Raw genomic sequence first — 24827 nt, forward strand, 5'->3', positions numbered from 1 at the left:
GAGGTAAACCCGACCTGAAAATCGATGCGTCCTTTTTCCAGGTCAAATTGAAGATCAAGAACCTGCCACGGTGGCATGAGGCCCAAAGCCACAGTAAAAAGCGATTCGGAATTCACGGAACACCTCCCTCAGATAAGTTGATTCTGAGGGCACTATATATTGTGGTTGAACTTCAGTAAACGGCTGTCAGACTACCCACACAAAATGGAACAGAACCATATTACTCCATGAACCAAACCGATTTCGTATCGTTGATTCACTATATTTTCCTTTTACTCTATAAGCACTAATTGAAAGATATTGGTCACCATATTCACGAGCTACCTTTTTGACATCATCTAGAATTTCATCATCAGTTACGCCTTGATGATATTCATTAAGTTTAAATTCCATACGTATTCCTATTTTCCCCGCCCGGAGGGTCCTTCTAACGCCTGGCATCACCGGCGGCAATGGAGCGTAGCGGAATTGCCGTCCGTGTGCATGGCATTGTTATGCAAATTCTTTTGTTATTTGCTGAAGGCTCTTTACCCACTCTAGGCATGGCTCATCAATTGGGGCTACATCCCGTCGCTTTTGAGCCAAATAAAAGCAATATAGTGTAAACCAATTCTGGCTAAGCTCGGCTTCTGAAATCATATCAGAAGACAGCACTCTGTCATAAACCAAATTGACCCAGTCTTGATAGGTTAGGACTTTCAGAGTTATTGAGTAGAGTTGATCTATTTCGTCGATTCTTTTTTGAATTTCATCAGCTCTATCGATTTTAACACTCGTGACAAATCCTACAGTCTTAATGCAGTCATGATTTTGAAGTTTCTCGACAACCTCTTCAATTTCCTCTCTCAAATATCCTTTTCCATATTTTGCATCCCACGACTCCACAATTTGACCGTTTTCAAGCAGTTCTATGTCTCCAATGTTTCCATGCTTTTTATTAGCTGACCGCATTTGTGATAGAGGTTTTACTTCTAAGTCTCCAAAGGCTCCAGACTCAACCGCTGCCTGCATGAGTGCATGCATATTGATTTCCAGTAACCGGGCGGCGTAGTCGGAGTTTTCTGAATGTTGAGCAAGAATTGACATAGCAATGCTACGTTCAACACCTTTTTCTACGACTTTTTTGGCTAACAATAGGAGAATATTCGCTTCATTTGAAAAATCAGATGCGGCATTGATTAGTCTAGATAGGAGGTATTTCAGTGTTTCAATGGCTGATGATTTTTTCTCTTCAACTTCCTCAACGAGTGCAAGCCATTCAGATCTAGCTCCTCTGAGGTTCGCCTTGTAAAGATGGGTGTATGGGTAATTTTCGGCTAGACTACGTGTCATCATGAACCCATCAGCATTCAGCCTGAGTAATCCGTGTTTACGCAGTGTCGGTGTTACATAATTCTTGTCTAGGGTTCGCATGGAAATGCCTTCAACCCAAGAAAATGAGGCACGGTTTACGCTCCCTTTATGCAGCCTGATATTCTGATCAGGTTCAATTGATTTAACACATAATTGCATTACAGAAAGACCTATTAAGGCTCGTCCCACCTCACTCGTCAGCGAATCAACAAGCCCATTCACGCAAGTCTCAGCATCATTGCTTATGCAAGAAGTATTGGGCTGTTCAGCACCGTTTAGAAGAGTTTCAATGAGCTTGTCGAGAAAACCGTCCTCGAAAGCATCTTTAACTCTTTTGATACGTTTCCTTGCATTATTTGATATAGCTCCTTCATGGAATGTCTCTGGTTCGCCGTCTCCAGCGTGATATTCGCTTCTATCCTCAAACACTCGCAAGTGCTTCTGCTCTTTGTCGTTGTTGTCATATTTCATTCTATAGCTCCGTTAACCGCTGAAGGCTTCTCTCGTTCAAGCTGGGAAAGGAATATGGAACGAGCAACTCGCCAGCTTTAATCTGCTGATTGGTGTTATGGCTTCGAATCTCATAGCCAAGACGTTTTATATTCTTCAGTTCACAAAGCAAGGTGTCTTCATCCACGCCATACGCCATGGAGATTTCCCGCAGAGAGTGAATGTTTCTTACCATATTTCCTTGCGTAATATTGACCAGAACCTTCCAGAAAGGGTCTTTCGCAAGTTTTGCATCTTCCAAGCTAAGCAGTATAGAATAGTTATTTGAGTACTGGTAGTAGCCGAAAAACTGAACGAGATCATCTTTATGAAAATATTTTTTTATAAGTAACTCTAAGTACTTCCAAGATGCGGTCACGGCGCGATGATTGCTCGAAAATGAGCATATTGTAATGCGGGAAATCATCGGATTATGCGACAACTTGCTTGTTGGCTCTATCACGTAGCGATACTTGGCTTCGGAAGCTTCAGCCGTTGAGTCTCGTACAGAGATATCAACTATGCCGTCTTTGATCTCGTGGTCGAAGTAATAGTCCCATTCATTGCCATGAGCTTGCTCCAAAGCAAAATCATCTCTCAAGATGTAATGATCGCCTGCTTTATAAGAGGCGGGACTGTTATCTATGAGTTCTCTATTAGGCAGCTTTTCGATAGCCTCTTTTGCTTTTTTTGAGTATATCTTCGTGAGCATGCTTTTTCTTGCCCGGAAGCCAAGTTGTTTGGTTTCAGGCAACAGATCCACCTTAAACGGGAGTGGCAGATTGAAAACTTGCTGAGCGATGCTCAAGGCTAATATTCGTGCTAGGTGGGGTGGAACCGAGTTCCCCAGCTGGTGAATAACTTTCTGTCTGTTACCGACAACCTCATAATCATCAGGAAAGGTTTGTAGCCGCTTTAGCTCTTCAATTGTAAAAGTTCTGTTATCCCAATGAAACGGACCTGTGTATTGTCCGCCTTGGGCTTTTATTGTTCGAACTGGGGTATCCGGATCGGCTTTGTATAGGTAGTCGGAAAATTTCGATCTCCATCCAAATAGCGGGGTAGGATGACCCATTCGGTCGGTGTAGAAGCTATAGTTAAGGCCTGGCGGTATGTCATTCAATAAATGCCCATGCCTACCACCTATAGAGTTTCCTTCCGACTTTGAGATCACATTCTCTATTGCTTTTTTTGCAGAATAATAAGAACGGTTGTCTCTGGAATCTGGGCCGTGGGTTGGACATGGGAACTGAAAATCACCTTCTCTTAGGCCTATAATGATGAGCCTTTCTCGAAATTGGGGAACTCCGAAGTCTGCTGCGTCTAGAATCCTCCAATGGAGCTTATACCCAGCTTCACTAAAAGCCTCCTGTATCAGCTTCCATGGTTTTCCACCTTGGGCACCCACAATTCTGTAGACATTTTCGAAGAGGAAGCCTTTTGGCTTTAATTTAGTTAGGATTCGTACGTATTGCTTAAAAAGATTTCCCCTGTCGTCATCAATCCCATTCACTCCGGCTGCCCGGGCACCAGCGGCAGAAAATGTCTGGCATGGTGGCCCACCAATGATAAAGTCTATATCTTCTAAATCAGGGTCGTAATCGTTGATATCCATGCAAACTATTTTCGAGCCATGCAGACGGCCCGTTGGGGTACTGTTTCGAGATAATGTTGCAGCAAAGTCTTGTACAAGCTCATTGGCTTCAACAATTTTAAACCCCGCGTCATGAAAACCAATATCAAGCCCGCCGCCGCCACTGAAAAGGCTTAACACACGAATATCATCCAAACTGCCGTTTGTCTGCTTTTTGATAAATGCGGTTCCAAAAACATCGGGCCATCCCGATGTTTCTTCAATACCCAATACTTCGAGAGCATCCGTAAACCAGCTTGGCTTGGAAATATGTTCTGCTGGAAATAGTGTTTGTTGTATCATGTATTCATCTTGTCCCAGATCGTTTTTTTCTTCAATGCATAACGGTAAGGGTAACCGGCTGCGACGTTCCGGAACAATTTGGTAGAGACCTATTCGGGAAGTACCGCTGATTCAACAGTCCGTGTTCACCCTATGGTTATGTGCGTTTTTTAGCCCCAGAAACAGCAAAACTCGTCATCTTCTACTACCGCCAAAAACTCTTCGATTGTTTTTGTTTCAGGTGTTGGTTCGTACCTGTGCCAATTCAAGTCAGAACGTTGCCAGTAGATTTTCCAAGAGTTTGTCTTTTTTACGTATGTTGCTTTTGCGATTGGTAATTCTATTTTTTCACCTGGTAGTTTCCATGCATCTCTGATTTCGAAAATTATTACACTTTGCTTTTCGAGTCGAAAGGCGATATCAACCTCGTTTCGAACGTTCGCAGGTGGGCGGCGCTTTTCAATATATTGATCTATAATTTTTTCGTACCGCTTAATTTCAAATTCACTGATTGTCATAATTTTCCTGCACATAACAGTAAATAGACAGTCTGTATAAAACTGTAAACGCAGACAGTCCGAAGCTGTATAAAAAGTTGACTATTATTATAAAGAATACCTAAAAAACATCGTAATATTGGTGCCTTGAAAAATTCCTAACCAAAAACAATCCTGGTATATACAGACTGTCTATGCCTGCTTAAAGAGCATCTATCGGGCTCTTGACTCCGTGTCCGCCTTTATTGAGAACGTGCGTGTAAATCATGGTCGTACTAACGTCTTTATGACCCATTAGTTCCTGGATTGTGCGGATATCGTAACCGGCCTCAAGCAAGTGGGTTGCGAAGCAATGTCGAAACGTGTGACAGCCGACTCTCTTGACAATGTGGGTGCGAGCAACGGCTACTTTAACCGCCCGCTGCAACAGAGTTTCATGCACATGATGACGCCCTTGCTCTCCGGTTTTGGTATTCTTCCAGCGCCCTTGTTGAGGGAAAACCCACTGCCACCGCCATTCCGTCGGAGCATTGGGGTATTTTCGATCAAGCGCATTCGGCAGGGGGACCCTGCCCCACCCGTCATTAAGATCGTTCCGGTGAATTTCCCGAACCTCTTCCAAGTGGGCTTTCAGAGGAGTCGCCAACGACTTTGGAAACATGGTTCGCCGGTCCTTGCCCCCCTTGCCGTCCCTCACCAGAATTTCCCCCCGATCAAAATCGACAACCTGCACCCGCAGACGCAAACACTCCATCAGCCGCAACCCGGCTCCGTACATCAATGCCACCATCAACCATTTATCACCGGAGATCTGTTCCAAAACAACTTTCACTTCATTCACCGTCAGGACAACGGGCAGGCGTTTCGGTTTACGCGCCCGGATGACATCCCCCAACGCACCCACCTCGCGTCCGATGACGTGTCGATAGAGGAAGAGCAGAGCACTGAGGGCCTGATTCTGGGTTGAGGCGCTGACTTTGTCCTGGACGGCCAGATGCGTCAAAAAAACGTTGATTTCAGCTTCGCCCATCTCTCGAGGATGTCGTACATTATGAAAATATATGTACCGTTTCACCCATCCGCAATACGTCTGAATCGTGCGCGGGCGGTAATGACGGACTCGAAGTGCATCCTGTAATTGTTCAAGTAATTTCGGCGAGGTGGTTGGTTGGGGGACGGTGGCTGCCGTGGGGTGACTATCTGATTGGCTTGCCCCTGAGGTCGATCCCCTCCGCTGCTCGTTCATCGGCTTTCTCCCATGCCCGCACGATAAAAGTTGCAGATGAAAATAAACTTAATCGATTGATAGCGTCAAGTAAATTTGTTGAGCTTTAATGCTGTCCATTTGGCCCCCTTTCAACACCGACGATAGAGCCGTCCTCAATGTTCGCAGACGGCACCCAGCCAGGAAATTGCTGCCACTGGACGGTGCGACGATGTCACCACACAAAAAACCGTTATTTCTTTTCCTCCTTCGCGCCCCTCGACCGTCGCAGACTTTCCATCCATGCCAACCGCTCGGCAATCGTCTTCTCGTATCCGCGCTCGGTCGGCCGATAAAACTTCGTGCCGACCAGCTGCTCCGGCAGATGTTCCTGCGGGGCAACCCCGTCGGTATAATTGTGCGCATACTGATAATTTTTGCCGTAATCGAGGGATTTCATCAGCGTGGTCGGAGCATTGCGAATATGTAACGGTACCGGCAGTGCGCCGCTGCGCCGCACCTCGGCCTGGGCTTCGCTGATACCGACATAGGCCGCGTTACTTTTCGGCGCGCTGGCCAGATAAGTCACCGCCTGCGCCAGATTAATCCGCGCCTCGGGCAGGCCGACAAAGTGAACCGCCTGTTGCGTTGCCACGCTCAGCTGCAACGCACGGGGATCCGCGTTGCCAATATCCTCAGAGGCGAAGATCACCAGTCGCCGCACGATAAAGAGGGGATCTTCTCCGGCTTCGAGCATCCGCGCCAGCCAGTAGAGCGCCGCATCAGGATCAGAGCCGCGCAGACTTTTGATAAAAGCCGAAATGACATTATAGTGTTCGTCGGCGCCTTTATCGTAGAGCAACGCCTTCTTCTGTAATGCCTCCTGAGCCAGCGCCAGGTCGATAACACTTCCGCTTGCCGATGCAGCGGCAACTTCAAGGGTGTTCAGGGCGATCCGCGCATCACCGTCAGCCTGCGTTGCGATAAAATCAAGCGCATTATCGTCAACCGTTACCCCCTGCTCCGCCAGGCCGCGCGGATCGATCAACGCTCGTTGCAACAAGGTCTTGATATCTTCGGCAGTCAACGGTTCCAGCACAAAGACACGCGACCGCGACAGGAGCGCTGAATTGACTTCGAACGAAGGGTTCTCTGTCGTCGCACCGATCAGGGTGATATCGCCACTTTCAACATGGGGCAAAAAAGCATCCTGCTGGGATTTATTAAAGCGGTGAATCTCATCCACAAAAAAGAGCGTCTTGCGACCGTGGTAAGCGCGTTCTTTTTTGGCCCTGGCGACGATCTCGCGCACCTCCTTGACCCCTTGCAGGACGGCTGAAAATGCCTCAAAATTACTTTTTGTCGAGGCCGCGATTACCCGCGCCAAGGTGGTCTTGCCGGTACCGGGAGGCCCCCAAAAAAGGACCGAACTCAAGCTGTCAAGTTCGATCAGACGGCGCAACAATTTCCCTTCGCCGAGCAGCTGTTGCTGCCCCACCACCTCGTCAAGGGTCGTCGGTCTCATCCGTTCCGCCAGGGGGGCGTCACGGCGATCAATGGCGTTTGCAAACAGGTCCATAATTAATTGTCTCCGCATTCCGAGCACTCTAGCACACAACAATGATGCGAACAATCGACCTAATATGGTTGCACTTCCGTAAACCGGCGTGATAATTTGTCCACACTGGCAGACAAACGGAGAAAGCATGAAACGTATCGGCATCTACGCCAAAAAAAACCATCCTGACGCTGCAAAACTGGCTCAGGAGACCAGCATCTGGTTACAGGAACGCCAGGTTGAGGTTTTTGTTGAGGAGAGTCTGGCGGCGGCCACCGGAATCTGCCCTGGGTACCATGCCAAAAAAATTCCAGCACTGGTCGATATGATCATCGTCCTCGGCGGCGACGGCACCCTGATCTCGGTGTCACGTAAGGTTCGCGACCACGGCACACCCATTCTCGGGGTCAATCTCGGTAATCTCGGATTCCTCACTGAAATCACCCGCAAGGAATTTTTCCCGGTACTGGAAGATGTTCTGCGTGGCAACTTCACAACCTCCTCGCGGATGATGCTCGATGTTTACGTCACGCGTGGTGACAGCACCGTTGGCCGTTTTCACGTTCTGAACGATATTGTGATCAATAAAGGTGCACTGGCACGGATCATCGATATGGAAGCAATGGTCAATGACGACTACCTGACCACGTTCAAGGCCGACGGGTTGATCATCTCCACCCCCACCGGTTCAACCGCCTACAATCTCGCGGCGGGCGGACCAATTGTCTACCCCGGTTCACACAATCTGATCATCACCCCGATCTGCCCACATATGCTCTCCAACCGGCCGATCATCATTTCTGCCGATGCTGTGGTGCGCATCATGCTCAAGTTTCAGGATGAGGATGTCGTCTTAACCGCCGACGGGCAAGTCGGCATGCCCCTGTTGGCCGGAGATGTTGTCGAAATCCGTAAATCACTGAGCCGAACGGTGTTGATCAAAAGTCCCAGCCGCGATTATTTTCAGATTTTACGCACCAAACTGCGTTGGGGGGAGCGGTAGTTCCGACCAGCGGGTAGGGACACTGATTTTTTTGCTGCGATGTTACTAGACCTCATCATTAAAAACTTTGCGATTATCGATCGTCTGCACGTGACCTTTGGATCGGGGTTCAATGTCCTGACCGGAGAAACCGGTGCGGGCAAATCGATTATTATCGATGCGGTCAGCTTGCTCTTCGGCGGCCGGGCGCGCCCCGACTTTATCCGTCACGGTGAAGAGGAAGCCACCGTTGAAGCGGTCTTCACGATCGCCGAGCAGACCAAACTCCGCTCGCTGCTGGGCGCGGCAGGATACGAAGACGGCGAAGAGCTGCTGATTAAACGGGTTATTTCCCGCAGCGGCAAAAATCGGGTTTTCGTCAACGGTTCAATGGCAACATTGACACAATTGAGCGAGTTTACCGTCGATCTGCTGACTATCTATGGCCAGAATGAACACCAGAATCTATTGCGCAGCGACCGGCATCTGGCACTGCTCGACAGTTTCGCCGGGACCGCCCCGCTGGTCGCGGAATGCGCTGCGCAATTCCGGCAACTCAAAGAGATCCGCAGCCACCTTGAGCGGCTCAACACAGCGGAACGCGAACAACGTCAACGACTTGATCTGCTCTCCTTCCAGCGCCAGGAAATTGATGATGCCGCGCTGCACCTGGGGGAAGACAACGAACTGAGTGCTGAACGACGGTTGCTGCACAATGCGGAAAAGCTTTCTGCGACGACGCACGACAGCTATGAAAAACTCTACGGCGGCAATGGTGCCTTGTGTGAGGAGCTCGGTCGGGTTGCGACATCAATCAGTGAACTTGGCACCATCGATCCGGCCTTGACCACGATCGCCGAAAATCTCGGTTCGGCTCTCTATACCCTGGAGGATGTGTCTCTCGAACTGCGTCGCTACAGTGAAAAAGCCTCCTTTGACCCGCAACGTCAAAGTGAAGTCGATGAACGTCTGACGTTGCTAACAACACTGAAACGCAAATATGCCGGAACCCTGGAAGAGATTCTCAGCTATCGCAAAAACATCGAAACGGAAATTGAAGAGCTCTCCGACCTCGACGCCAGCCGCGACAGATTACTGCACCAGCGAGACGAGATGGCTATTGCCTTGGATAAAACTGCCGCCACTTTGAGCGCCGCGCGCCGTGCTGCGGCGCAGCAATTACGCCAGGCCGTTGAAACAGAGCTGCATGAGCTGGCCATGCCAAAAGCGCTCTTCTCCATCCAGTTGCATGCGCTCGCTGAGCCGGGGGCGACAGGCGCTGAACGCGGCGAATTCCTGCTCGCACCGAATCCGGGGGAAGACCCCAAACCACTGATAAAAATTGCCTCGGGCGGCGAACTTTCACGAATCATGCTCGCGCTCAACCGGGTCGCGCCCGACAGTGACCGGGGCGCCACGTTGATCTTCGATGAAGTTGACGCCGGTATCGGTGGCCAGGCAGCAACGGCGGTCGGTGAAAAATTGCGCGCTGTCGCTCGCCACGGGCAGGCACTCTGCATTACGCACCTGCCTCAGGTCGCCGCATTTGCCGACCATCATTACCGCGTCGAAAAGCAGGTTGAAGACGGTCGCACCACCACGACCTTGTCGCTGCTTGATGAACATGACCGCGTCGAAGAAATGGCACGGATGCTCGGCGGAGCCAAGATTTCAGCCACGACGCGTGAGCATGCCCGGGAGATCATTCGGCTTTCATCCGCCAACGTTGCTGAGCCTGGAGATTGATATGATCCGCAAAGCCCGCATTGCCGACGCAAAAAAAATCCACCAGCTCCTGCTGACCTATGCCCGAGAGGGGCTGATGCTGTCACGTTCACTCCCCGACATCTACAAGTCGATTCGTGATATTTATGTTTATGAGGAGGACGACGAAGTTGTCGCTACCTGCTGTCTGGCCATTTGCTGGGCGGATCTGGCCGAGGTTCGCTCTCTGGCGGTTGCCTCCTCCCACGGCGGTCGCGGCATTGGCCGCTTGCTCGTTGAGGCCTGCATCAAGGAAGCACAGGAACTCGGAATTGTGCGGGTTTTCGCTTTAACCTACCAGCGCGATTTTTTCACCAGACTCGGTTTTAGCGAGATTGAGAAATCCCTGCTGCCACAAAAGATCTGGGGCGATTGTATGCAGTGTCCAAAGTTCCCGGAATGTGACGAAATTGCCATGAGTCTTGACTTGTTATAGTGCTATGCGTGCCGCAAATGGTGGGCTGGGTTAAAAAGAACTGCTTCAAAAAACTTGACATTTCTCTTCAATTCAACTATTTAGGTCTGGTCGCCCTATCTTTTAATGCGGTTTTTGGTTAACAAGGGGAAACTTTTGACAGCAAAAAAATATACCATTCTTGTCATTCCTGAAGGCTCGCACCGCGTTCGACGCTTTGCACTCAAGATCAATGTATTGCGTGGTATCGGTGCCTTTTGTGCGGTTCTTTTTCTGGTTGTGTGTGGATTTTTGACCGATTATGCATTGACCAGTTTTGACCAGCACGAATTCAACCGCCTGCAAGCAGAAACGCTTGCGCAGAAAAATCAGATTCGTGATCTGTCCGCCAGCCTCGACAGTGTTCAGCAAGAGTTACTGGTTCTCGCCCAGAATGATGCCAAGGTCCGTGTTCTGGCGAATCTGACCAAACCGAAAATCGACGGGCTCACCGGTGTTGGTGGTCCTCTGGCGAGCGGCTCCGAAGCGGAGTACCCCGAAATCCAGCAGAAGATTGACCGGATTCGCGAAGCCATCGACCTGCGCCGCAAGAGTCAGGAAGAAGTCCAGGGTATCCTCAACGATCAACGTTCGTTACTGGCGGCCAAGCCGTCAGGCCTGCCGACCCTCGGGTGGACAACATCAAGTTTTGGAATGCGTCTTTCCCCTTTCACCGGAAAACGCAGCATGCACGACGGACTTGACATTGCCGCACGGACCGGAACCCCGGTTCAGGCAACCGCTGACGGCATTGTCAGCCGGGTTGTCACCGATCCGGGTTATGGCAAGCTGGTCGTGATCGAACATGGCTATGGTTACCGGACTTATTACGGACATAATTCCAAGATCTTTGTCAAAGTCGGGCAACGGGTCAAACGCGGTGAAACCATTTCCGCTGTCGGCAATACCGGACGGTCCACCGGGTCACACGTTCACTACGAAGTTCGCCTCAACGGCGTGCCGCTCAATCCAAAAAAATTCACCTGATCCACAACCCCGGCAGTGCCGGGGTTTTTCATTTCCATCCCCCGCTTAACACTTGAGACAAACCCTGCGTTGTGCTAAAAAGGCACACTCTGATTGTCAGTTTTTTTTGCGGCGGACCGCCAGCATCATCACCAACGTGCCAAAACCGCATATTCTCCATCAAGCACCATAAAATAATGCGTGAAATCGCCGCAAATCCGGAGCAATAAAATGATTGGTAACCTGATCAAAAAAATCGTCGGCAGCAGAAACGACCGTGAGTTAAAGCGCATGAGTAGTGTTATTGAGCAGATCAACACACTCGAAGCGACAATCATGGCCCTTACTGATCAGGAGCTGACGGCAAAGACGGCGGAGTACAAGGAACGCTTTGCGCAAGGCGAGACCCTTGGCCAGCTATTGCCCGAAGCGTTCGCTACTGTTCGAGAGGCTGCCAGGCGCGTCCTTGGCTTGCGTCATTTTGACATGCAGCTGGTTGGGGGCATCGTTCTGCACGAAGGCAAAATCGCCGAGATGAAAACCGGCGAAGGAAAAACTCTGGTTGCCACCCTGCCCTGCTACCTTAACGCCCTGACCGGGCGCGGTGTCCATGTCGTCACGGTTAACGATTATCTCGCCAGTCGCGATGCGGACTGGATGGGCAAAGTCCACCAGTTTCTCGGCCTCACCGTGGGCTGCATTATTCACGGAATTTCTGACCAGACGCGCGCCGCTGCCTACCAGGCGGATATTACCTATGGCACCAACAATGAGTTCGGCTTTGACTACCTGCGCGATAATATGAAATTTTCACTTGATGATTATGTGCAGCGTGAACATCATTTTGCCATTGTCGATGAAGTTGACTCGATCCTCATCGACGAGGCGCGCACACCGTTGATCATTTCCGGTCCCAGTGAAATGTTGAGCGATCTCTACAACCGGGTCAATCGTATCATCCCGATGCTTAAGAAAGGGGAACTGATCGAACATCGTGACGGCAAAATCGGCCAGTCGATCAAGGAATATACCGGCGATTTTACCGTTGATGAAAAAAGCCGCAGTGCAACCCTGACTGAAGCCGGCATCGCCAAAGTCGAACATTTGCTGAATGTCGAAAATCTTTTCGACCCGCGCAACATTGAACTGCTGCACCACTCAAATCAGGCGCTGAGTGCCCACGCCCTCTACAAACGTGATGTTGACTACGTCGTCAAGGACAACGAAGTCATGATTGTCGATGAATTTACCGGGCGACTGATGCCGGGGAGACGCTGGGGAGACGGTCTGCACCAGGCGATCGAAGCAAAAGAAGGGGTCAAAATAGCCAACGAAAACCAGACCCTGGCGACGATCACCTTTCAGAATTATTTTCGCATGTACGAAAAACTTTCCGGCATGACCGGTACCGCTGACACTGAAGCAACTGAATTTGCTGAAATTTATCGGCTTGAGGTGGTCGTCATCCCGACCAACAAGCCGATGTTGCGGATCGACCGCCCCGACCTGATTTTCAAGTCCGAAAAAGAAAAATTCAAGGCAGTTGTCGAGGACATCAAAAATCGCCATGCCAGCGGGCAACCGGTCCTGGTCGGAACAATTTCAATTGACAATTCCGAACGGCTGTCGGAATTGCTGAAAAAACGCGGCGTCCCGCACAACGTCCTCAACGCCAAGCAACATGAACGCGAAGCATTCATCGTTGCCCAGGCCGGGCGCAAAGGTTCGGTAACCATCGCTACCAACATGGCCGGACGGGGCACAGACATCGTCCTCGGCGGCAACCCGGAGATGCTGGCAAAGCAGGAAGTTCTTAACGCCGATGATTTTGAGACCGCCTACGCCACCACCCTGAAGAAATTTATCCCGGACTGTGCCGCCGAGAAAGAAGAGGTTCTGGCCGCAGGAGGACTCTATATCCTCGGCACTGAACGCCATGAAAGTCGACGCATTGACAATCAGCTGCGCGGTCGTTCCGGGCGTCAGGGCGATCCGGGAGAAAGTCGTTTCTATCTCAGTCTTGACGACGACCTGTTGCGGATCTTCGGTTCTGAACGGGTGGCCTTCATGATGGACAAACTGAAGGTGCCTGATGACGAGCCGATTGAGCACGGGATCATTTCACGCGCCATCGAAAATGCGCAAAAGAAAGTCGAAGCGCACAATTTCGATATCCGGAAACACCTGATTGAATACGACGATGTCATGAACCGCCAGCGCGAAGTGATCTACCAGCAACGCCGCGAGGTTCTGGCCGGTGAAAATATTGCCGCGACCTATGCGACGATCCTTGACGAGATGGTCGCTGATATGGTGGCCAGCTTTTGCCCGCCCAAAACCCCGGCAGCGGAATGGAACTGGTCGGCGTTGCATGACGACTTTTTCAATCAGTTTTATTTTCATCCACACCCCCCTGAAGTGCATCCAGAGCTGACCCAGAACGAGCTTGAAGAGGCGTTGCGCGCAGCTGTCGAAGACCGGCTTCGCGCCCGTGAGGCCGAGTTTACCCCCCCCGTCATGGAGCACTTGATGCGCGTGCTGTTGTTACAGGGGATCGATACGCAATGGAAGGGGCATTTGCTCGCCATCGACCACCTCAAGGAAGGGATCGGTCTGCGCAGTTACGCGCAGAAGAACCCCAAGGAAGAATACAAACGCGAAGCGTATAACCATTTCATGGAAATGATGGGACGTATCCGCCAGGACGTCATCCAGAAAATTTTCCGCATCCAGCTGGTCCACGACGATGAGCTGCGGCGCATGGAAGAGGAAGAACGGCAGGAACGACTTCGGTTGGGGCGCCTGAGCGGCGGCGCCGACAAACCACGTCAGCCGACCACCCGCGAGGAAGACAAGATTGGCCGTAATGACCCCTGTCCGTGCGGCAGCGGAAAAAAATATAAAAAGTGTTGCGGCGCGAAGTAATGTGCCCGATTGTCGATCTGAATATCAACGAGGCAGATGATGAACCATAACGTCCTGCAGGTACCCGGATTCAGCTTTGCCAGCTGCGCCGCCGGGATCAGAAAATCGGGGAAACTCGATCTGGCGCTGATCTATTCCGCGACCCCGGCCGTCTGTGCCGGCGTTTTTACCACCAACAAGGTGGTTGCCGCCCCGCTGGTGGTGAGTCGTCCGCGCATTGCTGGCGGTCGCTGTCAGGCCATCCTCATCAATAGCGGCAACGCCAATGCCTGTACCGGTGAGCAGGGGGTGACAGATGCCCGACGCTGTGGTGCCTTGACAGCTGCCGCGCTTGGAATTGATGAAGAGCTGGTCGCCGTCTCCTCAACAGGAGTGATCGGTGTCCCGTTGCCGATTCAGTGCTTTGAGCAGAAAATCGCGCAGCTTCCGGAAATACTCGCAGCCGATGGTGCACAGCAAACCGCCGAAGCGATGATGACCACAGACTCCTTTGCCAAAACCGCCATCCGCCACGGACGAATCGGCACACACCCGTACCGGCTGGTTGCCCTCGCCAAGGGTGCCGGCATGATTCATCCCGACATGGCGACGATGCTCGGATTTGTCATGACCGATATCGCCATCGAAGCAACAACGCTGCAACACTTGCTGCGCGCTGCCGTCGACCGAACCTTTAACTGCATCAGCGTTGACGGGGACACATCGACCAACGACATGGTGATTGCTCTGGCCAACGGTCAGGCCGGCAACGATCTCTTTGCCCTCGACACACCCGCGGCGCAGCAGTTTGGCGAGCTTCTGGAAGACCTGCTCCTTGAACTGGCAAAAATGATCGTTCGCGATGGCGAGGGGGCGACCAAGCTGGTTCGCATCAACGTCACCGGCGCGGCCTCGGCAGAAGACGCACGGCTGGTTGCCAAAAGTGTCGCAACATCCAGTCTGGTCAAGACCGCATTTTTCGGACAAGATGCCAACTGGGGACGGATCATTGCCGCCGCCGGTTATTCTGGTGCACAGCTTGATCCTGATCAGATCACTATTTTTTTCAACGCTGTCCCGGTCGTTCGACACGGCATTTCAACCGGTGCGGAGCTGGAGGCAGAGGCCACCGCTGTCCTGCAAACAGCGGAATTCGATGTCAATATTGAGCTGTCGCTCGGGGTCGGCCAAGCGGTTTACTACACCTCTGATCTGACCTTCGATTACATCAAAATCAATGCCGATTACCGCACCTGACAAGAGCAGCAAGGGTTCGGGAGTGATCGACCTCACCGGCGGCTGCGCAGCGCTCTGCATTGCGCCAGCAATGTCCGCATGGCTGGACCGGCAAACGTGAAACAGCGGGTCATACTGATTGTCCTCGATGGTGTCGGTATCGGTTCGGCGCCCGATGCTGAAGCGTTTGGGAATGCGGGAGCCAATACTCTGCTCCACGTCGCCGAGCAGGCCGGGCCACTGCACCTGCCGAACCTGCAACAGCTGGGACTCGGCAATATCCTCCCGCTCCCCGGCATTGCCGCAGTATCAAAACCGACGGGCGCGTTTGGCCGCATGATCGAAGTTTCGTGCGGCAAGGACACCACGGCTGGCCACTGGGAGATGGCCGGGGTCGTCCTGCGCGAACCGTTCGCCACCTTTCCCACAGGCTTTCCCGACGAAATTATCACCGCGTTTTGCAACGCAACCGGCCTTGATCCGCTGGGCAACATCGCTGCCAGCGGCACCGAAATATTGAAAGATCTGGGGGAAGAACATCTCCACAGCGGTCGCCCGATCATCTATACCAGCACTGACTCAGTCTTGCAGATTGCTGCGCATGAGCAGATCATCCCGGTTGAAAAACTGTACGCTATCTGTCAATTAACCCTGGAAATACTGAGCCCCTATCGGGTTCCGCGGGTCATTGCCCGCCCCTTTGTTGGCACCAATGCCCGCAACTTTCGCCGCACCTCGCGGCGTCATGATTTTTCACTCCCCGCACCCGAAGAAACGATTCTCGACCGCTTGCAACAGAGCGGTCTGCAGGTCCACGGCATCGGTAAAGTCAGTGATATCTTTGCCGGACGCGGAATCAGCCAGAGTACGACCACCAGGGATAATCAGGAGGGGATCGACCAAACCATCGCGGCGCTGAAAAAAATGGACCGGGGGCTGATCTTTACCAATCTGGTTGATTTTGACATGCTTTACGGTCACCGTCGCGATTGCGCCGGGTTTGCCCGGGCTTTGTGCGCATTTGATCAACAACTGCCCACCTTGATGGCGCAAATGTCCGCGCAGGATCTGCTCCTGATCACCGCCGATCACGGCTGCGACCCGACGTTTTCCGGAACGGATCACACCCGTGAAAATGTTCCGCTGCTCGTTTGGCAACAGCATTTAAAAACAGGAATAGAGCTGGGAATTCGTCATTCGTTCACCGATGTGGCGGCGACTATCAGTGATTTTTTCGCGGCGGGCAATTCGGAGGGGTCTTCGTTCCTGTCGGCATTAAGAACATAAAAACCGAATTTCCGTCATGACAGAAAATCAGTTTTAGGGGTAACAAGGATGATAGACTGGGCGCTGACGCTTGCATCCGCGGCCCCACGGAAAGGTCGATTATGAAAAGAAACTTAGCCCTCTGGTTGTTGATCTCTTTGCTCAGCGCGCTGCCGGTCGCCGCCCAGACACTGCAAGTGACCTCCGGAGTCATTACCAGCGGGATCGCTGAACGCGCCCCGATTGATGCCATTGAGGTATTCAACACCAGTATCGACACGCTCTACTGTTTCACCAGAATTGAAGGAGCGGAAGAGGAAACCTTCATCTCACATACGTGGAAACACAACGGTGTCGAAGTGAGCCGCAGTGAACTCCCCGTGCGCTCCAGTTACTGGCGTACCTGGTCCTCAAAAAGTATTACCCCGGAGGCGGTCGGTGACTGGCAGGTGGAGATCCACGATGCACAGGGAGAGTTGCTGAAGACCATCAGCTTCACCCTTAATTGAATTCGGTTATTTTTTCTTCCCCCGTGCCGCACGGGCAACGGCCAGTTTTTCGGGCAAACCACGATCGATCGCCATCAGCCGACGGCTTTCCGAATAGTTGCTCGCGGCCAGCGACTGGGCAGGAGGGATATCAAACTTTTTGCGATATTCCCCCTTTTTCATTCCATGTGCAGTGCGCAGATGGCGCGCCAGAGTCTTCATCCCCTTGCCACAGATCATGCAGTAAATCACATCTTTACCGAATGCCTTCTTGCGCGAAACAAGCGGCTTATCATCCTCTTCCGCAACAACTGTGACATCCTCGCCTTTATCAAGGGCCGCAAGTGCCTGATGAACATCTTTCAGCGCGGACAAAAGCTCTTCCTTGGACATATGCGTAGTTGAAGCATGTGCTGCGACGATTTCCGCCGCCATTTCCAATATTGTTGCCATTTTTAACCTCCCATGTTCCCCGATTTTATTAAACAATCCGTTTTTAATAAAAATCCACAAACATCTAATACTACATAACACAACAAAATCAATGAATTTTTAAAAAACAGATCACTATTCAGCATGTTACTCCCTGTTAAAAATTATCAGAACGCTGCAGAACGCTGATTTAAATGATCTGCGCTGGTCAGCAGCAAAGCAAAACCAACACAGCATGACAAAGATCAAGCTGATGTCCATAAATCCGCCTTTTCAGGGTTTATCAAGCCTGTCCGCAGAAGCCTTGGTGAAGAGGGGCGGCCCACCACTTAAAAACCGCAGACTTTTCAACCCATGATTTTCAACCTAACGACGAAAGGCACAAAGTTTTTTTCTTGGGGTGCTGAAACCAACACGATAAAAGTCCTCGCAATCAATAACATCACCCCGTAAACGACCGGTTTGCTTTGTTCTTGACAGCCAGCGTCGGTCTCGCTACAACGTGACAACGCTCAATTTACCGGGAGAATCCGATGAGTGACCACCTGCTCCGCCTGCTGACCAACGATGGTTATCTGCGTGCCGCCGCAGCACAAACCACCGATCTGTGCGAAAAGTTGCGCCTCGGACACCGCACCGATCCCACCGCGACAGTTGCCATCAGTCAACTGGCAACCGCCGCCGCCCTGTGCAGCAGCCTGCTCAAAGGGCGGCAACGACTGGGTCTGTTGATCGAAGCGAACGGCCCAATCGGAAAGCTTCACGCCGAAACTGACGCCACTGGAAATCTGCGGGCAACGGTAAAGAACCCGACACCGGGACTTCCTCCTAAAAACGAACGGTTTGATGTTGCAGGCGCAATCGGAAATGCCGGATTCCTGCATGTTATTAAAGATCTCGGCATGAAGGAACCGTATCGGGGGATGGTGCAACTGATGACCAGTGAAATTGCCCAGGACCTCGCCTACTACTTTGCCACCTCGGAACAGACCCCTTCCTCTGTCGTGCTCGGAGCACAACTGGCGGGTAATGGCGCGGTCGTCGCTGCCGGCGGGCTACTGATTCAGGTGCTGCCCGGCTGCCCGGAAGGGCACCTCGTCCAGCTGGAGCAACGCCTTGCGGTGGTTCCACCTTTCACCGAACAATTGCGAAGCGGAAAAACACCAGATGTAATTCTCGGTGAGCTGTTCAATTTTCTTCCCCACACCCTCCACGGTGAAACCCCTCTCAACCTGCGTTGCAACTGTAGCCGGGGATACACCCTGAACTTGCTCGGCTCGCTGTCGAGCGAAGAACTGACTGAATTAACACAGGACGGGGGGAGCGTAACAGTCACCTGCGAATACTGCCGGAAGGCATATCGATTCAACCGGAAAGACATAACGCAATTGATTGAGCTGAGCTAATGCTTTTCAAGCACCATCAACCACGGGGCATCGCGACGATTCAGGGTCGTCAGTTTGATCGTCCGCCACTGCTCCGGGGGCAGTTCGGCGCAGAATCTCTCCACAAGTTCCCCCTCTTCACGTCCGCCCGGATGACCGATATACGCCACAACGGCAATGCGCCCGCCGCCAACCAGCCGCGCGCATAAAGCCCGGAGTGCCGCCAGCGTCGATTGCGGGCGGGTCACCAGCGTTTGATCGCCACCGGGTAAAAATCCGAGGTTGGCAATGGCCGCTTGCGGCGCCGCAATGAGGTAATCATTGACCTGTGCATGGTCGGCGAGAATAAAACGAACCCCCGCTGTGGCTGCATCACCCCCCTCCCCGCAAGCGACCACCGCCCCCTCCGCCCGGAGCCGCTGTGCACTGGCAGTCAGCGCCCGGGGCTGAAGATCAAACGATAAAACCGTCCCCGTTACACCAACCTGCCGCCAAAGAAAAAGTGTGTCGTGTCCGTTTCCGGAGGTCAGATCAACCGCCAGATCGCCCGGTTGCAGAACTTCGGCAAGGAGTCGGTGTGCCCAGGACACCATGTGGGTAAGTTGAGTTTTCACGCAGCACGGTCAGGGACGGGTTTCATCAAGGACTTTAAGTTTGGCGGCAATCATTTCCCGGTGTGATTGACGCAACAGTTTTGCCAGTTGGCGCATCAGGTACTCTTCATCCTTGTCGAGAACTCCGTCACAGTAAACCACCCGCCAGAGTTCAACCATCACCTCGAATTTTTCTTCGCGGCTGAAATTTTCATTAATTGTCCTGGCAAACTGATAAAGATCGAGTGCTCCTTCGCGTTGCTGGCGTGAAAACTCGATCAGTTCTTCCAGCGTCTGATCATCAAGCTGAAACCGGTTGCGCAACAGATCATTGACCAGTTGTTCTTCCATGGCATGGAAATCACCATCGGTGTGGGCCAGCTCCAGAAGCAGCACACAGGTCGCCACCTGAACCCGCTCATGTGCGTTGCGTTGTTCAGTGCCGGGCGCTGATTGCAGGAGGTTTTTGATCCGCCTTATCATGATTCCTTCCCTTGCATAACGTCATTTTTGATATAGCGGATGACCCGTACCTTTTCGAGGGTGACCATCCCGCCCTGGATCATTTCGTCAAGACGAGGCAAGATTTTATCAATCTTCTCCTGGTGTTCGATCACCTCGATCACCACTGGCAGATCATTTGACAAGCGCAGAAATTTTTCACTATGCATCACGCTGCGCGCTCCGAACCCCATCGCCCCTTTAAGGACTGTCGCTCCGTAAAAACCTTCGCGACGCAGCGTTTCAACCACCGCCTCATAGACCAAACGACCGTGCCAGCGATCACTTTCGCCGGTGAATATGCGCATCAACGTCTGTTCACCTTCCAACTTGGGCATAAAAATCTCCTGTAGTTTGTGTCATATGTGCCGCGCAGCAATGATGCCGAAGCCGGCAAAAACGATGCAGACCACGACATTCAACAGAACATTGGCACCGGCGTGCAGGTAACTGCCTTCTTCGAGCATCCGTACAGTTTCAAATGAAAATGTCGAAAAGGTGGTAAATCCCCCCAGGAATCCGACCCCGATGCCGATCCGCACTTCAGGCGAAAACATGGTACTGCGCAGGCCATGCTCCATCAGCAGGCCAAGCAGAAACGAACCGACCATATTGACCACCAGCGTTCCGCAGGGGAACCCGCGTCCGACCAGTGCATAGGTCCAGCCGGAGAGAAGATAGCGCGAAATGCACCCCAGAGCACCGCATATTCCAATATAGAGTAGCTGCATGAGGGCTATTATTCCTTATCGTGGCAAAGGCTGTCAATTGAACAAATCCACAGCGCAAAGGTTACTGATCTTTTCCCGCAAAAATGCTAAAGTGCTCGCGACAAACAATAACTTCAACTGGAGGATTAAATTTCATGGACTGTTCCAGTAGCGGTTGCGGCAGCGACTGCCATGCCCCCCCCTGTCCCTGCCCGCCAGGCGGCAACCCGGCGCTTGACTCGGTTGATAAGGTGTTCAACTGTTATATCCACAGCCAGCACGCCTTGAATGTCGAAAAGAACTACTATGAAAATGTCGAATCTCTGGCCTGTGCATTGACCGATGCGGCCCAGGCGCTGGATGATGAGAATGAAGCTTACGACCCTCGTGCCCCGCATGTCGTACCGCCGCAATCAATTCAGCAGGCGGAACGAAACCTGTTGGCGGATGAAGCGGCGATTGCCGCCAGTAGGGACTTCCCGGCGCTTCACACAATCGTCACCGAGTCCCTTGGCTCCCTGCCGGGGATCGACGCGACGCTCTTGTACGCCACAACCCTGCGCATTGCCATGTACCTGCAAAAGATGCCGCTCAACGTACAACTCCCCCCTCCGGCATTCGCCGGTCTCAACGCTATTTTACCGCTCGCGGCAGGGGTTACAGAAATTCCAAAAGAGGCGTTGCCGGCGGGGTTGCATCCCTTCCCGGCGGAAGAAATCACGCATTTCTTTACCACCTGCGGGAATCAATTATGCTGGTTGCAAAAGGGGAGAAGTTAATTGATGCTGCACAACGGGACAAGATAGAGGCAATTGTCCCGGTCGATCAATTGCTGAAACCGGGCCATGAACGTCAAGTTTGCCAGCTTCGCCGGAAAAACCAGAAAGTGGCTGGATTCCTGATCGAATCCAGCCACTTTTTTTGATTCTGTCGTGCTACGCGGCGACCCGCACCACTTCAACCAGATAACCGTCGGGATCAGCGACGAAGTAGTATTTCGGTGCCGATCCGGGCAGACCGCGCAACGGTTTGGGGTCGATCCCCAGTTCTGCATGGCGGCGGTGCGAACCTTCCAGATCAGTCACGCCAACCGCGAGATGGGAATAACCGTTCCCCAGCTGATATGGCTCGTGATCGTAATTATAGGTCAGCTCCAGCTCAAAGCCACCGCCGGGGGCGGTGAGATAGCTGAGGGTAAACTGATGTTCGGGAAAATCCTGCTTGCGTGCGACCACAAAACCAAAGGCCTCGGTATAAAATTTTTCGGCAGCGGCCAGATCGGTGACCCGAATACAGCTGTGAATCATCTGATAATCCATGGCGGCTCCTCGTTCAGGGCAAACTGACGAAATGATTAAATCTGCACGACGCTTTTCACGATTTCCGGCAATTTTTCTTTCAACGTCTTTTCAATGCCCATTTTCAGCGTCATGGTCGACATCGGGCAGGAACCACAGGCACCGGTCAGTTTGACACTGACCACCCCGTCCGCCGAGACATCGACCAACTGAACATCGCCACCGTCGGCCAGCAATGCGGGGCGCACCAGATTCAAAACTTCCTGAACTTGTTCTTTCATCATCAATCTCCATCGTTGAATGGTTGTTGGAATCCCCCCGTTCCACAGCGTGTCAGCGGGGGGAAGAAAAGTTTGATCGTTATAACATTGCCGGCAGCGGAAGATCGGTCAGTTTACGCTGACAGAGCAGCGCGGGGTTATCGACCCCTTTCCCCTGTACCAGCACTTTAAACGTCTCCCCCATCCCGCCGTCAGGCATAATCAGGTTTTTCAAGGTCAGTCGCAGTGCCCGCGCCTCTTTTTCATCGGCGGTTTTTGCCTGGAGCTCAATCAATGCCTCGACAAAACCGAGACTCATCAAAAAACGATACTGCTCACCAAACCACAAGGGTTCAAGTCCCGCGGCTTGACCGGCAAGTTGCAGCGCGGTGAAATCGACATGGGCGGTAATATCCTGTTCACCGATGCGCAGTAACGGTTCTTCATTACTGGTGTGACGCTGATAGCACATCAGGGTGCCATTCCTGCGCAGAGGGGAATAGAGTTCAGTCGCCGGATAACCGTAATCGATGGTCAGCACAAAGCCGCGTGCAATTTTCCGCGCAACCTGGGTCATCCAGTGATGCGCCGCCAGATTGACTTCGAATCGATTTCCTTCGACCGGGTCAACTCCGAGGCGACGAAAATGTTCAGCTATTTCAGGGGTTGACACTTCGCGTAAATCTTCCGCAAGCTCACCATCACGATCAACCACAAAGACTTCCTGCAACGTTCCCGCACGTTTTTCGAGGAGATGAACCGGGAACGCATCGATCAATTCATTGCTCACGTAACATCCGACCAACGCCTCCACATCATCAAAAGCACACCATGAAACCTGCGCGGCATGCGCGGCAAGGAGTTTCTGTTGACGTTCCCTGTTGTCGGGGCTGATCTCGACCAACAGATAGGTCAGTCGGGCGTAGAATTGCGGGCATTCTTCCTTGATCGCGGTAAGAATATCGAGAGCCAGATGCCCCTCGCCAGCGCCCTGCTCGGCAATCGTGAACGCGCCGCCCCCAAGCACGTCCCACATCTGTTGGAGCTGACGGGCAAGCAAGCGACCGAACAGGGAATGAACGCTTGACGAAGTAAAAAAATCCCCCTGTTTGCCAATCCGGTCGCGCGCGGCCATGTAATAACCGTGCTCAGGGTGATAAAGACACAGCTCCATATAGGTCGCAAAATCAAGACCACCGATCGATTCGATTCGATCGTGGATATACTTTTTCAACGCGGCATTACCGCCGTTTTCAACCATAATTCTCCTCGCAAAGTGGACAACCGGGGTCAGATATTAACCAAGTGAAAATTAAAAGGCAAGCAGAAGTAAGATTTTTCCGGAAGATTCAGGGAATGATGTGCATCAACTTGTGAATCTGGAGCAGATCGGCAACTTCGCTGATCTGGAGCGTTGAGCAACCCCGTACATCGGGCAGACGTAAGTCAATATCGTAGCGATCCCCAACGAAGAGGAAACTCTCTGGCGGGCCACCAATATCACACATAACAAATTCGAGAGTTTCTTCATCTGGTTTGGGTCGCCAGGTAAACTCAATCGTATAAAGTCGTTGAAACAGATCGGCAACCCCCAGCAGGGTCAAAATCTGCCCGGTCATTGCCAGGTTGTTGTTGGTGTAGAGATAAAGCTGACATTGATCATGCAGTGAATCGAGCAGGGCAACCAGCACCGGGTCGTAGTCAAGGTACTGTTCGGGGCGAATCTGGGTTTTGAGATAGCGGTGAAATTCTGTTGCTTCAATCCCGAGTTCGAAGCAGACCCGGGTCAGGCTGGGGGTAATTTCAAGGTTTTCAATCAATCCCCTCTCAGCGTTTTTAACCAGCTCGCGCGCTTCCCCCACAGAAATCCCCCGCTCCCGCGCCACCAGCAAAACACCACACTCATAGGTATCAGCCGCCAGCTCATCATGAACGTAGAGGGTTCCATCGAGATCAAAAACAATCGAGCGAATTTTATGGATATCTTTTAGCATCGAACCCACGGAAGGAGTGACTTGAAGCTTATGGCGCCAACAGCCGTCTAAGGATATCACGCCGGGGAAGGAAGTCAAAAGTTATCGCACGTTGACCCGACCGCGCAAGATTACCGGGATCATTGGCAAAAATGTCCTCACCACGGCGGTCATGGCGCCCCTTTCAGCACCGGATACCCCCGCAGTTGCCAGGAATAGATGCCACCGATCAAGTTAAAAACATCACTGTGCCCCGACCTGGACAGATAGTTGGCAACCTGCGCGCTACGTGAACCGACCGCGCAATAAACCAGCACCGGTCGATCTTGCGGCACCTCGGCGCGACGTTGAACAACTTTATCGATCGGAATCAGTCGCGCATTTTTCAACCGCAGATCAAAATATTCCTGCGCAGTGCGCACATCGAGTAAAAATACCCGCGCGTCATGCTGCAATAATTGATACGCGTCCGCCGCCGAAATATTTTTAACATCTTGCGCCTGCCCGAAGGAAACAGCCAGCAACACAATCATGCCCGCTACCAACACAATCTTTTTCATCGTACAGCTCCAATAATTAAATAATTGATATATTTGATT

Annotated in this window: 27 protein-coding genes; 11 read left to right on the plus strand and 16 right to left on the minus strand. The window is 52.0% G+C overall.

The features are described 5' to 3' along the window. Positions 1-186 precede the first annotated feature (186 nt). The 6 genes from K0A93_10655 to K0A93_10680 all read right to left on the minus strand — a co-directional run bounded on the left by K0A93_10655 (position 187) and on the right by K0A93_10680 (position 7037). Positions 187-393 (minus strand): hypothetical protein, encoded by a 207-nt coding sequence (locus tag K0A93_10655; GenBank protein ID MBW6512553.1) that lies wholly within the window; start codon positions 391-393, stop codon positions 187-189. Positions 394-492: 99 nt separating this feature from the next. Continuing rightward, entirely contained in the window at positions 493-1824 is a 1332-nt protein-coding gene (locus K0A93_10660; GenBank protein ID MBW6512554.1) for a restriction endonuclease, SacI family, read from the minus strand. 1 nt (position 1825) lies between these two features. Next, positions 1826-3778 carry a DNA cytosine methyltransferase gene (locus tag K0A93_10665; protein ID MBW6512555.1) on the minus strand — a complete coding sequence of 651 codons (1953 nt, stop codon included), beginning with the start codon at positions 3776-3778 and terminating at the stop codon, positions 1826-1828. Between the two features lie 149 nt (positions 3779-3927). Beyond that, complete coding sequence (locus tag K0A93_10670) at positions 3928-4275, minus strand: DUF3024 domain-containing protein (GenBank protein MBW6512556.1); 348 nt, start codon at positions 4273-4275, stop codon at positions 3928-3930. Between the two features lie 181 nt (positions 4276-4456). Continuing rightward, positions 4457-5500 carry an integron integrase gene (locus tag K0A93_10675; protein ID MBW6512557.1) on the minus strand — a complete coding sequence of 348 codons (1044 nt, stop codon included), beginning with the start codon at positions 5498-5500 and terminating at the stop codon, positions 4457-4459. A gap of 211 nt (positions 5501-5711) precedes the next feature. Continuing rightward, complete coding sequence (locus K0A93_10680; GenBank protein ID MBW6512558.1) at positions 5712-7037, minus strand: replication-associated recombination protein A; 1326 nt, start codon at positions 7035-7037, stop codon at positions 5712-5714. A gap of 127 nt (positions 7038-7164) precedes the next feature. On the opposite strand from K0A93_10680, the gene K0A93_10685 reads away from it, so the two are divergent. The 8 genes from K0A93_10685 (at position 7165) to K0A93_10720 (ending at position 17097) form a co-directional block, all read left to right on the plus strand. Beyond that, positions 7165-8019 carry an NAD(+)/NADH kinase gene (locus K0A93_10685; protein ID MBW6512559.1) on the plus strand — a complete coding sequence of 285 codons (855 nt, stop codon included), beginning with the start codon at positions 7165-7167 and terminating at the stop codon, positions 8017-8019. Positions 8020-8058: 39 nt separating this feature from the next. Next, complete coding sequence (recN, locus tag K0A93_10690) at positions 8059-9744, plus strand: DNA repair protein RecN (GenBank protein MBW6512560.1); 1686 nt, start codon at positions 8059-8061, stop codon at positions 9742-9744. Position 9745: 1 nt separating this feature from the next. Then, positions 9746-10198, plus strand: coding sequence for an N-acetyltransferase (locus K0A93_10695; protein ID MBW6512561.1), 453 nt, complete (start codon positions 9746-9748; stop codon positions 10196-10198). 135 nt (positions 10199-10333) lie between these two features. After that, positions 10334-11203: a M23 family metallopeptidase gene (locus K0A93_10700; protein MBW6512562.1), complete on the plus strand. Its 870-nt coding sequence runs from the start codon at positions 10334-10336 to the stop codon at positions 11201-11203. A 210-nt stretch (positions 11204-11413) separates the two neighbouring features. Beyond that, positions 11414-14107 (plus strand): preprotein translocase subunit SecA, encoded by a 2694-nt coding sequence (secA, locus tag K0A93_10705; protein MBW6512563.1) that lies wholly within the window; start codon positions 11414-11416, stop codon positions 14105-14107. A gap of 54 nt (positions 14108-14161) precedes the next feature. Then, entirely contained in the window at positions 14162-15343 is a 1182-nt protein-coding gene (gene argJ / locus K0A93_10710; protein MBW6512564.1) for a bifunctional glutamate N-acetyltransferase/amino-acid acetyltransferase ArgJ, read from the plus strand. Between the two features lie 78 nt (positions 15344-15421). Next, complete coding sequence (locus K0A93_10715) at positions 15422-16609, plus strand: phosphopentomutase (protein ID MBW6512565.1); 1188 nt, start codon at positions 15422-15424, stop codon at positions 16607-16609. Between the two features lie 101 nt (positions 16610-16710). Continuing rightward, the gene (locus K0A93_10720; protein MBW6512566.1) at positions 16711-17097 is read left to right on the plus strand and encodes a DUF2914 domain-containing protein; all 387 of its coding nucleotides are present in this window, start codon (positions 16711-16713) and stop codon (positions 17095-17097) included. A 6-nt stretch (positions 17098-17103) separates the two neighbouring features. Here the strand turns inward: K0A93_10720 and K0A93_10725 are convergent, their stop codons facing one another. Next, positions 17104-17529, minus strand: coding sequence for a MucR family transcriptional regulator (locus K0A93_10725; GenBank protein MBW6512567.1), 426 nt, complete (start codon positions 17527-17529; stop codon positions 17104-17106). A 512-nt stretch (positions 17530-18041) separates the two neighbouring features. Between K0A93_10725 and hslO the strand changes: the two genes are divergently transcribed. After that, a complete protein-coding gene (hslO, locus tag K0A93_10730; protein ID MBW6512568.1) occupies positions 18042-18914 on the plus strand; it encodes an Hsp33 family molecular chaperone HslO in 873 nt (290 codons plus the stop codon). Here hslO and K0A93_10735 read toward each other — a convergent pair. From K0A93_10735 to crcB, 4 genes are read right to left on the minus strand one after another with little or no spacing between them, the layout of a single operon-like run. Beyond that, the gene (locus tag K0A93_10735; GenBank protein ID MBW6512569.1) at positions 18911-19507 is read right to left on the minus strand and encodes an rRNA methyltransferase; all 597 of its coding nucleotides are present in this window, start codon (positions 19505-19507) and stop codon (positions 18911-18913) included. The genes hslO and K0A93_10735 overlap by 4 nt on opposite strands. A gap of 9 nt (positions 19508-19516) precedes the next feature. After that, on the minus strand, positions 19517-19969 hold the full coding sequence (locus tag K0A93_10740) for a TerB family tellurite resistance protein (GenBank protein MBW6512570.1): 453 nt from the start codon (positions 19967-19969) through the stop codon (positions 19517-19519). Further along, positions 19966-20325, minus strand: a complete 360-nt coding sequence (locus K0A93_10745; GenBank protein ID MBW6512571.1) for a DUF190 domain-containing protein — start codon at positions 20323-20325, stop codon at positions 19966-19968. Before K0A93_10745 ends, K0A93_10740 begins: the two co-directional genes overlap by 4 nt. A 21-nt stretch (positions 20326-20346) precedes the next feature. Next, complete coding sequence (gene crcB, locus K0A93_10750) at positions 20347-20718, minus strand: fluoride efflux transporter CrcB (protein MBW6512572.1); 372 nt, start codon at positions 20716-20718, stop codon at positions 20347-20349. A 134-nt stretch (positions 20719-20852) separates the two neighbouring features. Between crcB and K0A93_10755 the strand changes: the two genes are divergently transcribed. Next, positions 20853-21476 (plus strand): hypothetical protein, encoded by a 624-nt coding sequence (locus tag K0A93_10755; GenBank protein ID MBW6512573.1) that lies wholly within the window; start codon positions 20853-20855, stop codon positions 21474-21476. Continuing rightward, positions 21449-21622: a hypothetical protein gene (locus K0A93_10760; GenBank protein ID MBW6512574.1), complete on the plus strand. Its 174-nt coding sequence runs from the start codon at positions 21449-21451 to the stop codon at positions 21620-21622. Before K0A93_10755 ends, K0A93_10760 begins: the two co-directional genes overlap by 28 nt. Positions 21623-21632: 10 nt before the next feature. On the opposite strand, the gene K0A93_10765 is transcribed toward K0A93_10760, so the two are convergent. The 5 genes from K0A93_10765 to K0A93_10785 form a co-directional block, all read right to left on the minus strand. Beyond that, positions 21633-22016 (minus strand): VOC family protein, encoded by a 384-nt coding sequence (locus K0A93_10765; GenBank protein MBW6512575.1) that lies wholly within the window; start codon positions 22014-22016, stop codon positions 21633-21635. A 35-nt stretch (positions 22017-22051) separates the two neighbouring features. Beyond that, a complete protein-coding gene (locus tag K0A93_10770; GenBank protein ID MBW6512576.1) occupies positions 22052-22276 on the minus strand; it encodes a NifU family protein in 225 nt (74 codons plus the stop codon). A gap of 79 nt (positions 22277-22355) precedes the next feature. Continuing rightward, positions 22356-23516, minus strand: coding sequence for an SAM-dependent methyltransferase (locus K0A93_10775; protein ID MBW6512577.1), 1161 nt, complete (start codon positions 23514-23516; stop codon positions 22356-22358). A gap of 88 nt (positions 23517-23604) precedes the next feature. After that, complete coding sequence (locus K0A93_10780; GenBank protein ID MBW6512578.1) at positions 23605-24249, minus strand: HAD family hydrolase; 645 nt, start codon at positions 24247-24249, stop codon at positions 23605-23607. A 149-nt stretch (positions 24250-24398) separates the two neighbouring features. Continuing rightward, entirely contained in the window at positions 24399-24788 is a 390-nt protein-coding gene (locus tag K0A93_10785) for a rhodanese-like domain-containing protein (protein ID MBW6512579.1), read from the minus strand. Positions 24789-24827: the final 39 nt, after the last annotated feature.

The organism is Desulfuromonadaceae bacterium, from assembly GCA_019429445.1.
Lineage (GTDB): Bacteria > Desulfobacterota > Desulfuromonadia > Desulfuromonadales > JAHYIW01 > JAHYIW01.